Genomic DNA, 12,809 nt, shown 5'->3' on the forward strand with positions numbered 1-12,809 from the left:
AGGCTAGTGTGCGGTGGGGATGGGAGGGCGACAAGCGGCTACGGCTTCACATCGCCCGCCATTTTACATGTCATCCTCCCCCTGACGGGGGCGGACTTAGAAAGCCCAGCGCTGCCCTTGATCGGGCAGGATGAAGCGCACGCCCAGATCGTTGCCGGCGTTCAGTTCACGCAGGATCGTGACGCGCGGATCGGGGCCGGACAGCGCCGGCTTGATATGGCTGACGATGATCGGCAGCCCTTTGAGCGCGCCCTTGCCGTCCGCCGCCGCCTCAAGTTCGTGGAGCGAGCGGAGCAGATAGGCGGGCGTCAGATGGCCGAACAGCTGCTTGTCGGGCCGTTCGCTGGCATAGGAGACTTCGATGATGATCGCCTTGAGATTGCGCTCGCGCACGCGCGGGGCGACGGCCTGCCAAAGCTCGCGAAGGCGCGGCTGCTTTTCCAGGCTGTCGGGGCCGGTATCGCCCAGGCACAGCAGGCTCGCCTCGTTGGTCGACACCAGGAACGCCGTCGACTCCACCCCGCCATGCGCGAGTGGATAGGCCGTGAGCGTCATCGCCGTGCCATCGATCGGCCGCGTCTCACCGGGCGTCAGATCGGTCAGCCTGTAATTGCCCAGCGCCGGCGCCTTGCCCCGATCGGTGAAGTTCGCCCAGGCATCCCAGTTGAAATAGCTGTCGAGGATCTTCTGTCCGACCGAGGGCAGGACGTAGATCGGCTTCTTCGAATCGTCGGGCGCCGCGATCAGCATGCCGGCCAGATGATCGAGATGCGCGTGGCTGATCATATAGCCGCGAATATCGTCGTGCAGGATCGTCTCGCGACTGCCCTTGAGGCTGCCCTTGGCGCGGGCCGCCTCGATCCCGTTCACCAGACTGCCCGCGTCGCACATCACCGCGCGCTTGTCGCCGTGCGGCGCTATCATCCACGCGGTCAGATTGCCGTCGTCGACCCCGCCGCGCACGCCGATCGCGGTCACGTCGAAGCTCTGCGCGTGAAGGGGGGCGGCGGCCAGCGCCAGCGCGGCGACCAGCCTTTTCATCATTCCGGGCGGCGCGGCTGAATGTTGGTGACCTTCAGCGTCATCACCGTGTCGCCCAGCTGATTGAACATCGCGAGGCGGTAATCGATAAAGCCGATCGGCTTTGAACCCGACGCCTTCTTCGCCAGCACCTCGGCCTCTGCGCTCAGCACGTCGCCCGGATAGACGGGTTTCAACCAGCGCAGTTCGTCGACGCCGGTGCCTGCGAGCGAGAAATGGCCGTCCTCGGTCCAGTGATCGGTCAGCATCCGCATCAGCATCGCGCAGCTATGCCATCCGCTCGCCGCCAGCCGGCCGAAGATCGGATTGGCGGCGGCCGCCCTGTCGTCGAGGTGAAAGGGCTGCGGATCGAACTTGGTGGCGAAGTCGATCACCTCGTCGCGGCTGACCACATAGGCGCCGAAGCGCTCGATATGGCCGACTTCATAATCCTCGAACCACCGCATGAGATGCCCCTCAGACGTTGAAGCGGAACAGCATGATGTCGCCGTCCTGCACGACATACTCCTTGCCTTCGGACCGCAGCTTGCCCGCTTCGCGCGCCGCCGCTTCGCCACCAAGGGCGACATAATCCTTATAGGCCATCGTCTCGGCGCGGATGAAGCCGCGTTCGAAATCGCTGTGGATCGCGCCGGCGGCTTGTGGCGCCTTCGATCCCTTGTCGATCGTCCACGCGCGCGCTTCCTTGGGGCCAACCGTGAAGAAGGTCAGCAGGCCGAGCAACTCGTAGCCGGCGCGGATCACGCGGGCGAGGCCGGTTTCCGACAGCCCCAGATCGGACAGGAAATCGGCGCGGTCGGCGGGGTCGAGCGTCACGATCTCGGCCTCGATCTCGGCGGAGACGACCACGGCCTGCGCGCCCTCGGCCTTGGCCTTTTCGAACACCCGCGCCGACAGCGCATTGCCATCGGCCGCCGAGCCTTCGTCGACGTTGCAGACGTAGAGGACGGGCTTGGCGGTCAGCAGCTGCGCCTGCGCGAACACGCGCGCTTCGTCATCGTCCTTGGGCTGGGTCAGCCGCGCGGGTTTGCCCTCGCGCAGCAGATCGAGCGCCTGGCCCAGCACAGATGCTGCGGCCTTGGCCTCCTTGTCGCCCTGCGCGGCCTTCTTGGCGAAGGCGGGGACGCGCTTTTCGAGCGATTCGAGATCGGACAGCATCAGCTCTGTCTCGACCGTCTCGGCATCGGCGATCGGATCGACCTTGCCCTCGACGTGGGTCACTTCACCTTCGAAGCAGCGCAGGACGTGGATGATCGCATCGCATTCGCGGATGTTGCCGAGGAACTGGTTGCCCAGCCCTTCGCCCTTCGACGCGCCGCGCACCAAGCCGGCAATGTCGACGAAACCGAGCTGCGTCTCGATGATCTTGGCCGAACCGCCGATCTTCGCGATTTCGTTCAGCCGATGATCGGGCACCGCGACCTGGCCGACATTCGGCTCGATCGTGCAGAAGGGATAATTGGCCGCCTGCGCCGCCGCCGTCTCGGTCAGCGCGTTGAAAAGGGTGGACTTGCCCACATTGGGAAGCCCGACGATGCCGCAACGAAAACCCATCTGATATCGACCTCAATTTGTTGGGGCCGCCGATAGCGGGTGCGGACGGGATTTGCCAGAGGCGCCACCTCACCTCGTCATTGCGAGGAGCCGCAGGCGACGAAGCAATCCAGGCCCGCACTTGAGAGGCTCGTGACCTAACTCAAGTGCGGGCCTGGAGTGCTTCGCCATGCTCGCAATGACGAGGTGGGGGAGGGGGCGTCGTCGCGCCGATCAGATCGTATTCGCCGGAACCGTCTTCACCGGCGCGGGCGCGCTCACCGGCTTCACCGCAGGCGCCGGACGCGCGGCAGGGGCCGTCTCGATCGCAGGCGTCGCGCCGGCCTTGGCGGCGGTGCAGTCGCCAGCACTCGTCTTGTGGACCTGCGAGGCCTTGTCGCCCGCCTTCGAACTGATCTCGATCGTCTGGGTGCAGCCATTCTGCGTCGTGGTGGTCGAGATATAGGTGTAGCTCGCGCCAGCGGGCGCATCGCCGATGCTGGTCATGTGCAGGCGGTTCGTATCAGCGGCGGGCGCCTGCGCGGCCATCGTGGCGGCCTGTTGCATCATCGCCTGATGCTGCGCCATCATCTGCGCCTGCATCCGCTCCATCTGCGCAAAGACCGAGTCGGCGCCGAACGCCGCCTCGAGCATCGAGGCCGGATCGACCGCCGCCACCGGCGCAAACACCACGCGCGGCGCGACGTCGCCGGTATAATGGATTTCCTCGATGCTGCCATCGGGCAGCTGGACCTTCATCACGTTGGCGTGCTGGTCGGCGGCATAGGCCGCGCCCGCCAGCGACAAGGCGGCGGCGCCCGCGATCATGGTCTTCCGGGTGAAACGCATCTCTTTGCTCCCCTTCGGTCGAATGAATGGCCCGAAGGCTATCCCGCCCAAGCTGAACCCACGATAAATGAGCGCCTCACTTCACCGGGAAATAGGGCTCGAACGGTCGCGCCTCGTCCATCGTCTGTGCCACCGAAGGGCGCGCGTAGAGCCGCTCGAGATAGGCGGCGAGCTTGGGATGACCGTCCAACGGCTCCACCAGGCTCGCAAAATGCAACGCGGGCTGGGCGGAGCAATCTGCGATCGTGAAGGCATCGCCGGCTGCCCACGGGCCGTCGCCCAACAGGTCTTCGGCAATGCCATAGCCCTTGCGCAGCTTCGCGCGATCCTGCGCCTGCCCGAACGGATCGCGCTTGTCCTCAGGCCGCAGATAGTCGGCCACGATCCGCTGCATCGGCAGATGGATTTCGAAATCGAAGAAGCGATCGAGCATCCGGCAATGCCGCGCGGCCCGCGTGTCGGCGGGGATCAGGCCGAGATGGGGAAATTTGTCCGCCACCCACTCGATGATGATCGAGCTTTCTGGCAGCAATTCGCCGCTGGTCTCATCGCGCATCACCGGGAACTTTCCCACCGGCCACACCGCCAGGAAATCAGCGCGCGAGGTGGCGTTGCCGAGGTCCACCTCGATCTTATCGAACGCAATCCCGCTTTCGTAGAGCGCGATCAGCGCCTTTCGGCAGAAGGAGGAGAAGGGGTGATACCAGAAGGTGAGGTCCATCGATCTGCATCCCATCCTACTAACGTCATCCCGACTTTCGCTGGGATGACGGACAATGTCATTCCGCCAGCCGCAGTGCCACGTCGTTCATGAAGCGCGCATCGTCGCCTTTGGCCAGCCACTCGGCCTCCGATGCGATCGCGCCCAGCATGTCGGCCAGCGGATCCAGCTCCGATTTGGCGTAATTGCCCAGCACATGGCCGGTCACCCGGTCCTTGTGTCCTGGATGACCGATGCCCAGCCGCACGCGGCGATAGGCGTTGCCGATATGCGCCTCGGTCGATCGCAGGCCATTATGCCCCGCCGTACCGCCGCCGATCTTCACCTTGACCTTGAAGGGCGCCAGATCGAGTTCGTCGTGGAAGACGGTGACGTCGCCCACCTCCGCCTTGAAGAAGCGCATCGCCTCGCCCACCGCGCGGCCGCTCTCGTTCATGAAGGTCGCGGGCTTGATCAGCAGGATGCGTTCGCTTCCGATCCGCCCTTGCGCGGCCCAGCCCTGGAACTGCTTCTTCCACGGATCGAAATTGTGGACCTCGGCGATCGTATCGACCGCCATGAAGCCCACATTGTGCCGGTGCATCGCATATTGCGCGCCCGGATTCCCCAGCCCGACCCAGATCTGCATGGGGTGCGCCTTAGCCGCCTATGACTGCGCCGTCATGCTGAACTTGGGCACGCGCCCGCCTCCCACTCGTCATTGCGAGGAGCCGCAGGCGACGCGGCAGTCCATCTCCCATCCTAGAGATGGATTGCTTCGCTACGCGCGCGATAACGAAACTCGCAGGAAGCGCTCTTCCCTCTCCGACGTCACCCCGGACTTGATCCGGGGTCCAGCTTCCTCTGTCTCTCATCGTCAGAGAGGCGGTAAGAGTGTCGATTATGGCGTGGGAACCAGTCGTTGAGAAATCGCCGTTGATGTGGCAGCCTGGTGCTATGTCGCCAGCACTTAACGACCTCCGCCAAAGACGGGACCAGCTAGGCGCTTCCTACGTCACTGAAGATGATCTTGTTCGCTGGAGCGATATCAAAGGTCGCTTTGTTGAATTGTTTGACCGGCTCGCGGTCGAGATAGCGACGCTATATCACGCTCGTCAGGCAGATTTTGCCTTTTGCGACGACGTAATAAACGAGATTTATTGGATAATGGCTGACTCTCCCGCGAATGAGAAAGAGCATTACTGCTCCGAAAAACTTGAGAAGGTTTATCATGCGTTCGATGATGGTGAATGGCACCGACGAAAAGACCAGTCCGATGATCCCGTCGCGGAACATACCAACCCTGCCATAGCGGCAATAATAGCCGAGCTTTGATGTCCGCAAGCGGGGCGTTAGCTGGCAGCATTCTTGTCTGCTTCCCGCATAGAGGGGCGGTTTCAGAAAAGAAGAAGCGGTATCCCGGATCAAGTCCGGGTGACGATGGCGGCGTTGGCAACCAAGGGCATTCTGGCCTTCGCTGACTTCCGCCGACTGCAGACAAAACAAAACCCCGGCGGATCGCTCCACCGGGGTTTCGTGTGTCTGGTCGTGAACGACGCGAAGGCGATCAGCCCTCGGCGCCCTCCTCGCCTTCGGCGGCCGGGGCTTCGCCCTCAGCGGCTTCGTCCTCGGCAGGAGCCTCGGCTTCGGCGGCTTCAGCAGCTTCCGCTTCCTCGGCCTTCAGCGCCGAAGGGGCGACGATCGTGGCGATCGTGACGTCGTCGGTGTCCGCCGCGGTCGCGCCCTTGGGCAGCTTGATCTGCGACAGGTGGATCGAATCGCCGACGTTCAGGCCCTTGAGCGAGACCACGATCTCCTCGGGGATTTCGGCGGCGTCGACGGTCAGGCCCAGATCATGGACGACGATGTTCAGCACGCCGCCCTTCTTGATGCCCGGCGACAGCTCTTCGTCCTTGAAGTGGACGGGCACGTCGACGGTGACCTTGGTGTGCTCGCCGATGCGCAGGAAGTCTGCGTGCAGCGGGCGGTCGGTGACCGGGTGGAACTGGACGTCCTTGGGGAGCGTGCGGATCTTCTTGCCGGCGACGTCGAGCATGACGACCGAGTTGAAGAAATGGCCGGTGTGAAGGAGCTTCATCAGCACCTTCTCTTCGACGTGAACCGACACGGGTTCCTGCTTGTTGCCGTAGATCACGGCGGGGACGCGGCCTTCACGACGCATTGCACGGGAGGCTCCCTTGCCTGCCCGCTCGCGCGCCTCGGCCGACAGATCGAGCACTTCGCTCATGATATGTCTCCAGTTCGCTTAGATGTTTCCAAACCCGAACCGCCTCCAGGGATGACCGGAACGGGATGCGCGCGCTTAGGGGAGAGTCGCCCGCAACGCAAGGATTCGATATGTTGGCGGGCCCGGCACGCCGCCCGCCCGCATCACCCCGGGATCGGGGGAGATCGGGCAGGGGAGCGCGCCGGGCCGCCGCTGGCCCAGACCCGCTGAACCAGCCCCCATGTCACCCGGCCGGGTCGCCAAACAAGACCGGGTGAACCGAGGGGGCTGATGCCGCGATTCGACGGGGCCCACTGTGACGCGCGGCACAAAGGTAAATATTTGTGAAACTATCGATTTCGCGGCGCGGCGGCGTCCAACACGGGGCAGGGGTGCCGCGCATCGCGATCGTCGCACAGGCTGACGGCCTGCAGATAGCGATCGACCAGCTCCACCTCGGGGCGGCGGGGTATGCGGCGCATCGCGAACTGGACGACGTAGAAGGCGTCCTTCCCCTGTATCGCGCGCAGGAACACGCTTTCGCGCTTCGGATCTTCGGCGCCGACCGCGCATTGGATCGCGAGGATCGCGGCGGGATAATTGTTCACCGCGCCGCGCCCGATCGGCCCGTGCTGCGCCTTGGGGCATGCGGCGGCGAAGGTGCGGCCCCAGCCTTCAAGCCACGTCGCCGGATCGCGCCCGCCGCCGTCCGTGCCTTGCCCGGCGAAGCGCTGGACCGTGATCATGTCGGTCCATTTCGTCAGCGATTGCTTTTCGGGCACGAACTGCTCGACCGCATTCGCGCCCTTGTCGACCTTCAGCACCGAGACGAACCCCGGCGCGGGCGGCTGGATCAGCTTTTCGCCCGACGGGGCTGTGGAGGCGGTGGCCAGCGCAAGAAGGGCTGCGCCGATCATCGCACCCGTTCCACCTTCACGCCCTGCGCGGCGAGCATCGACTGGACCGACATCGGCCCAGCCAGATGTCCCGCGCCGACCGCGACCAGCACCGTTCCTGGCTTGTCGAGCCGGTCCTTGAGCCACACGGTCCACGCCTCGTTGCGCTTCTTGAGCAGCACCTCGCGCAGATGCGGGGTCAGATCCTCGTCCTTTGCGAAGCTCTTGGCGATCGCCTTGTCATCGCCCGACGCCCACGCCTTGAGCATCTTGGCATAATCGCGCTTGGCGTCGCCCGACCCGTCGACGAGGCCCGCGAGCAATTCGCGCTGATCGGCCTCGCTCAGATCCTCGAACAGCTTGAGCTGGCTCGCGGCGGTTTCGAGCGCCTCGATCTTGCGCGGCCCGCTCACGCCGCTTTCGAACACCGGGGTCAAATTCTGTTCGACGCCCGCGCCGCGCTCGGCGCCGATGTCGCGCATCATCGCGCCCATCAGGTAGAATGCCGCCTGCCATGTCGGCATCGGATCGAGCTGCGCCGGGCTCAATCCCGCCTTGGCGATCATCGCGGCGAGAGGGGGGCGCGACTTGGCCGGCACGCGATCGAGGATCGGCGGCAGCGTCGGATCGGGCGGCGGCATCAGTTTGGCGATCGCGGCCGGATCCTTGTCGATCATCGTCTCGATCACCAGCGTGTCGGCGCTTTCCAGCACCTTTTCCAGCTTGGCGTCGCGCCATTGGAAGTTCGCGGGCAGCGCGTGGATCGTGCCGTAGAGGTAGATGGTCGTATCGGCGTCGCCGAACTTCCACATCGCCGGGGAGGCCGCGGCCGGTGCCGCGAGGATCAGCGAAAGCAGGGCGGCGGTGAGCCGGCGAAACCATTTCATGAACGTCATAATAGGGTGCCGGTGGCCCGATGACGAGTATCGCAATGAAAACACGCCCCGCAGAAACTTTCCGGCAATCTGCTTATTCCAAATGCTGTATGTATAAAAAATAGGCTTGAAGCCTTAAAAACAAGCAGATTAATGTAGGAGGTGCATCATGTCGGTTCTCATTCTCGCTCTCTCCGTCGTTGCTTCGGCCAGCCATCCGGTGTCGGTCGATCACAAGGGCGCGGCTGTGCAGGCGGTCTATGACGCGCGCGTCGAAACGCGGATGAAGACGGTCGGCATGTCGGTCGGTACGCGCATGGGCAACGAAGCCTGCCGCTGGGAAGCCAATGTCGCGGTCGAGCGGCGCGTGGGCGGCCTCGTGAAGACGGTCGACAGCGACAAGCGCATCACCGGCCAGCGTCCGGGCAGCTGCAAGATGGTCGGCAAGCATGTCGCGACCGAAGTCGCCGCGCGCTCCGACGAGATCCATGGCCATGTCCGCCAGGTCGCCGAGGCCGATCGTCCCGCGCTGATCGCCGATATCGAGGCCGCGCACGGCCTGGCGATGAACTGATCCTTTTGCGGCGGGCGTTTCCCTTCTTCGCGCTCGCCGCCTTCGCGGCCCCCGCCGCCGCGTCTGGCATAAGCGGCGGTGTGGAGGTCGCGAGCGACTATCGCGTGCGCGGGCTGAGCTGGAGCGACGGGCGACCCGCCGTCACGGCCAATGCCCGCGTGTCGCTGACCGACGCGATCGACCTCGGCGTCACCGCCGCCAGCCTGCGCGGCAGTGCGCGTCACGGCGGCGCCGATGCGCTGATCCGCCCGTCGCTGCGCTACTTCCGCAATGCCGGCGCGGTGCAATTCGGCGGCGGCGTCACCGGCTATCTCTTTCCCGGTCACTCGGGGCTCCGCTATGTCGAGGGGCAGGCGCTGGTCGGCACTCTGATCGGTCCCGCGCAATTCTGGCTGAGCGCGGATTATGCCCCGCGGCAGGATGCGATCGGCGGCGACAATCTGCGCATCGCCGCGCAGGCCGACGTGGCGGTGCCGATGACCCCCTTCACCGTCTCGGGTTCGATCGGCCGATCGAGCGGATCGGTGCGCGATGCGGTTTACGCGCGCCGCCTCCGTCCTGAGGGCAGTTACTGGGACTGGCGACTGGGCGTCGATCACGTCACCGGGCCGCTGCGCCTGGGCATCGCCTATACCGGCACGGACATCGGCAAGACCCCACCCGGCCGCTTCGTCGATCGCGACACGGGCCACCGCGTCACCGTGAGCGCCGGCCTCAGCTTCTGATCGGCTCGCCTTGACCCCTTGCGGCCCCTGCCGCAAAGGGCGCGGGACTATATCCTCCGCGTAAAAGGCATCGATCTTGGCCAGCAAGCCGCTCTCGTTCCAGCGCCTGATCCTCGAACTCCATAATTATTGGAGCGATCATGGCTGCGTGATCCTGCAGCCCTACGATATGCGAATGGGGGCGGGCACCTTCCACCCGTACACCACGCTGCGCGCGCTGGGTCCGAACAGCTGGAATGCAGCCTATGTCCAGCCGTCCCGCCGGCCGACCGACGGTCGCTATGGCGAGAACCCGAACCGGCTCGGCCATTATTACCAATATCAGGTGATCCTGAAGCCCAGCCCGCCGAACCTGCAGGATCTCTATCTGGGCAGCCTTGAGCGGATCGGGATCGATTTCGGCAATCACGATATCCGCTTCGTCGAGGACGATTGGGAAAGCCCGACGCTCGGCGCCTGGGGCCTCGGCTGGGAAGTGTGGTGCGACGGGATGGAAGTCTCGCAGTTCACCTATTTCCAGCAGGTCGGCGGCTTTGACTGCAAGCCGGTCGCTGGCGAACTGACCTACGGGCTGGAGCGCCTCGCCATGTACATCCAGGGCGTCGACAACGTGTACGACCTGCGCTTCAACGACGCGGGCGTCACTTATGGCGACGTGTTCCTGGAGAATGAGAAGCAGTTCAGCGCCTATAATTTCGAGGCCGCGAACACCGACACCTTGTTCAAGCAATTCGCGCAGGCCGCCGACGAATGCCGAGCGCTGCTCGACCGCGAAAAGCCGCTCCCGCTCCCGGCCTATGATCACGCGATCGAGGCGAGCCACATCTTCAACACGCTGCAGGCGCGCGGCGTCATCTCGGTCGCCGAGCGTCAGGCCTATATCGGCCGCGTCCGCGAACTCGCAAAGGGCGCCTGTGCCGCCTGGATGGCGCATAACGGGTGGGAGGCGTGATCCTCATGCCGCTTCTCCCCATCACCGTTCGTGTCGAGCGTAGTCGAGACACGTTCCCACGCACCACCCAGCCAACGTGTCTCGACTTCGCTCGACACGAACGGATTTCTTTTTGATGACCGACTTCCTCCTCGAACTGCTGTCCGAAGAAATCCCCGCGCGGATGCAGGATAAGGCGCAGGCAGATCTGGCGCGCATGTTCGGTGATGAACTGGCGAAGGCGGGCCTCAAGGCCGAGGGCCTGACCACCTACGCCACGCCCCGCCGCCTCACGTTGATCGCGCGCGGCCTGCCGCTGGAAACGGCGGCTGTCAGCGAGGAGACCAAGGGGCCGAAGGTCGGCGCCCCGCCGCAGGCGCTCGAAGGGTTCCTCCGCAAGACCGGCCTTACGCAGGATCAGCTGGTCGAGCGCGACGGCGTTTACTTTGCCGTCGTCGACAAGCCCGGACGTGCCACAGCAAACGTGATCGCCGAGGCGATCCCCGCGGTCGTCCGCGCCTTTCCGTGGCCCAAGTCGATGCGCTGGGGGAAGGCGTCCGCGTCGACCGCGAGCCTGCGCTGGGTGCGCCCGCTGCAGGGGATCGTCGCGCTGCTAGGCGATGATGTCGTGGCGTTCGAAATCGACGGCGTCGTCAGCGGCGCCGCGACCGTCGGCCACCGCTTCCACCACAGCGGCCCGATCACGATCGGCAATGCGGATGATTATGCCGCGAAGCTGCGCGCCTGCCATGTGATCGTCGACCCGGCCGAACGCCGCGACATTATCCGCGCGCGGGCCGAGGCGCTGGCGGCCGAGGCGGGCATGACGCTCGTTCCCGACGAGGGGCTGGTCGCGGAGAATGCGGGCCTCACCGAATGGCCGGTGCCGTTGCTTGGCCGCTTCGATGCCAGCTTCCTCGAAGTTCCGCGCGAAGTGATCCAGCTCACTTTGCGCACCAACCAGAAATATTTCGTGCTGAACGACGCAGCCGGCGCGCTGGCGCCCGCCTTCATCTGCACCGCCAATATCGAGGCGAAGGATGGCGGCGTCGCGATCACGGCGGGCAACGGCAAGGTTCTTGCCGCGCGGCTTTCGGATGCCAAATTCTTCTGGGAACAGGATCTCAAGACGAAGCTGGAGGATCAGCTTCCCAAGCTCCAGGACATCGTCTTCCACGAAAAGCTCGGCACCGTCGCCGACAAGGTGGAACGCGTCGCCAAGCTGGCGCGCTGGCTGGTGGAAAGCGGCGTCATACAATCCTCCCCGGAACGGGGAGGGGGACCGCGAAGCGGTGGAGGGGGTTCGTCTCCCCACGACGCTGCGCCTGTCGCCAGCCCCCTCCACCATCCTGTGGATGGTCTCCCTCCCCGTGCCGGGGAGGATCTTGCAGCGCTCGCCGAACAGGCCGCGCGTCTCGCCAAGGCCGACCTCGTCACCGGCATGGTCGGCGAGTTCCCCGAGCTTCAGGGCGTGATGGGCGGCTATTATGCCCGCGCCGAAGGCCAGCCCGATGCCGTCGCCGACGCGATCCGCGATCACTACAAGCCGGTCGGGCAGGGCGACGACGTCCCCACTGCGCCGGTCACGGTCGCGGTGAGTTTGGCGGATAAGCTGGATAGCCTGATCGAGTTCTTTGAGATCGAGCTAGTTCCGACAGGTTCCAAAGATCCCTTCGCCCTCCGCCGTGCGGCGCTAGGTGTCATTGCTTTGGCACTTCGGAATAATTTGCGCCTCAATTTGCTCAATGTCGTCGGTGAGCGCTTCAACATTGAGCATTCGACCCTTTTGGCTGCATCGAAGCAAGAGAGCGGCTCGCCGTTGGACGGCGACTTCCTGCCAGCGAGTTACGAAGCCGCCCAAAAGGCTGTGCGAAACCTCAAGCTCCTCGACTTCTTCGCCGACCGCCTCAAGGTCCAGCAGCGCGAAGCCGGCGTTCGCCACGACCTGATCGACGCTGTGTTCGCGCTCGGCGGAGAGGACGATCTCGTCCGCCTGCTTGCCCGCGTGAAGGCTCTGCAAGCCTTCGTCGAGACCGAGGACGGCCGTAACCTGCTCGCCGGCTACAAGCGCGCCGCGAACATCCTCAAGAAGGAAGCCCCCACGCTCAGCGCGGCGGGCGAGGAGGATCCGGGCGCCGCACTCGAAGACCCGCTGGTCGCAGAAGGCATCCGCGCGCACGAAGCCTATGACATGGAGCCGGCCGAGGCCGCTCTCGTCGCCGCGCTCGCCGATGCCGAGCCGCGCGCCAAGGCGGCGGTCGAGGCCGAGGATTTTGCGGGCGCCATGACCGCGCTCGCATCGCTGCGTGCGCCGATCGATGGCTTCTTCGATAAAGTTACCGTCAACGATCCTTTGGCGCACAAAAGAAAGGCTCGCCTCGCGATCCTTGAACAAATTCGTGCTGCAATGCACAATGTCGCCGACTTCTCGCGCATTGAGGGGTGAGTCGGTGTGCCC

Annotated in this window: 14 protein-coding genes; 5 read left to right on the top strand and 9 right to left on the bottom strand. The window is 64.8% G+C overall.

The window, feature by feature from the left end:
* Positions 1-96 precede the first annotated feature (96 nt).
* From FYJ91_RS08830 to pth, 6 genes are all read right to left on the bottom strand, one after another.
* Positions 97-1,044, bottom strand: coding sequence for an MBL fold metallo-hydrolase (locus FYJ91_RS08830; RefSeq protein WP_219822572.1), 948 nt, complete (start codon positions 1,042-1,044; stop codon positions 97-99).
* Positions 1,041-1,487 (bottom strand): MaoC family dehydratase, encoded by a 447-nt coding sequence (locus tag FYJ91_RS08835; RefSeq protein WP_149521887.1) that lies wholly within the window; start codon positions 1,485-1,487, stop codon positions 1,041-1,043. Before FYJ91_RS08835 ends, FYJ91_RS08830 begins: the two co-directional genes overlap by 4 nt.
* Positions 1,488-1,497: 10 nt before the next feature.
* Positions 1,498-2,595, bottom strand: coding sequence for a redox-regulated ATPase YchF (gene ychF, locus FYJ91_RS08840; RefSeq protein WP_149521888.1), 1,098 nt, complete (start codon positions 2,593-2,595; stop codon positions 1,498-1,500).
* Positions 2,596-2,808: 213 nt separating this feature from the next.
* Positions 2,809-3,423 (bottom strand): hypothetical protein, encoded by a 615-nt coding sequence (locus FYJ91_RS08845; RefSeq protein WP_149521889.1) that lies wholly within the window; start codon positions 3,421-3,423, stop codon positions 2,809-2,811.
* Positions 3,424-3,499: 76 nt separating this feature from the next.
* Positions 3,500-4,144 (bottom strand): glutathione S-transferase family protein, encoded by a 645-nt coding sequence (locus FYJ91_RS08850; RefSeq protein WP_149521890.1) that lies wholly within the window; start codon positions 4,142-4,144, stop codon positions 3,500-3,502.
* A 58-nt stretch (positions 4,145-4,202) separates the two neighbouring features.
* Positions 4,203-4,772 carry an aminoacyl-tRNA hydrolase gene (gene pth / locus FYJ91_RS08855; protein WP_149521891.1) on the bottom strand — a complete coding sequence of 190 codons (570 nt, stop codon included), beginning with the start codon at positions 4,770-4,772 and terminating at the stop codon, positions 4,203-4,205.
* 254 nt (positions 4,773-5,026) lie between these two features.
* Here pth and FYJ91_RS08860 point away from each other — a divergent pair, with 254 nt between their 5' ends.
* The gene (locus FYJ91_RS08860) at positions 5,027-5,458 is read left to right on the top strand and encodes a hypothetical protein (RefSeq protein ID WP_149521892.1); all 432 of its coding nucleotides are present in this window, start codon (positions 5,027-5,029) and stop codon (positions 5,456-5,458) included.
* A gap of 232 nt (positions 5,459-5,690) precedes the next feature.
* On the opposite strand, the gene FYJ91_RS08865 is transcribed toward FYJ91_RS08860, so the two are convergent.
* The 3 genes from FYJ91_RS08865 to FYJ91_RS08875 all read right to left on the bottom strand — a co-directional run bounded on the left by FYJ91_RS08865 (position 5,691) and on the right by FYJ91_RS08875 (position 8,142).
* Positions 5,691-6,371, bottom strand: coding sequence for a 50S ribosomal protein L25/general stress protein Ctc (locus FYJ91_RS08865; RefSeq protein ID WP_149521893.1), 681 nt, complete (start codon positions 6,369-6,371; stop codon positions 5,691-5,693).
* A gap of 329 nt (positions 6,372-6,700) precedes the next feature.
* Positions 6,701-7,267: a hypothetical protein gene (locus FYJ91_RS08870; RefSeq protein ID WP_149521894.1), complete on the bottom strand. Its 567-nt coding sequence runs from the start codon at positions 7,265-7,267 to the stop codon at positions 6,701-6,703.
* The gene (locus FYJ91_RS08875; RefSeq protein ID WP_246152539.1) at positions 7,264-8,142 is read right to left on the bottom strand and encodes a TraB/GumN family protein; all 879 of its coding nucleotides are present in this window, start codon (positions 8,140-8,142) and stop codon (positions 7,264-7,266) included. Before FYJ91_RS08875 ends, FYJ91_RS08870 begins: the two co-directional genes overlap by 4 nt.
* Before the next feature lie 148 nt (positions 8,143-8,290).
* On the opposite strand from FYJ91_RS08875, the gene FYJ91_RS20575 reads away from it, so the two are divergent.
* From FYJ91_RS20575 to glyS, 4 genes are all read left to right on the top strand, one after another.
* On the top strand, positions 8,291-8,695 hold the full coding sequence (locus FYJ91_RS20575) for a hypothetical protein (RefSeq protein WP_181008410.1): 405 nt from the start codon (positions 8,291-8,293) through the stop codon (positions 8,693-8,695).
* A 5-nt stretch (positions 8,696-8,700) separates the two neighbouring features.
* Positions 8,701-9,420, top strand: a complete 720-nt coding sequence (locus tag FYJ91_RS08880) for a TorF family putative porin (RefSeq protein WP_181008411.1) — start codon at positions 8,701-8,703, stop codon at positions 9,418-9,420.
* 76 nt (positions 9,421-9,496) lie between these two features.
* Complete coding sequence (locus FYJ91_RS08885; RefSeq protein WP_181008412.1) at positions 9,497-10,372, top strand: glycine--tRNA ligase subunit alpha; 876 nt, start codon at positions 9,497-9,499, stop codon at positions 10,370-10,372.
* A gap of 115 nt (positions 10,373-10,487) precedes the next feature.
* Positions 10,488-12,797, top strand: a complete 2,310-nt coding sequence (gene glyS / locus FYJ91_RS08890; RefSeq protein ID WP_149521896.1) for a glycine--tRNA ligase subunit beta — start codon at positions 10,488-10,490, stop codon at positions 12,795-12,797.
* Positions 12,798-12,809: the final 12 nt, after the last annotated feature.

Origin of the sequence: Sphingomonas montanisoli (genome assembly GCF_008274695.1) — a bacterium.
Taxonomy (GTDB): domain Bacteria; phylum Pseudomonadota; class Alphaproteobacteria; order Sphingomonadales; family Sphingomonadaceae; genus Rhizorhabdus; species Rhizorhabdus montanisoli.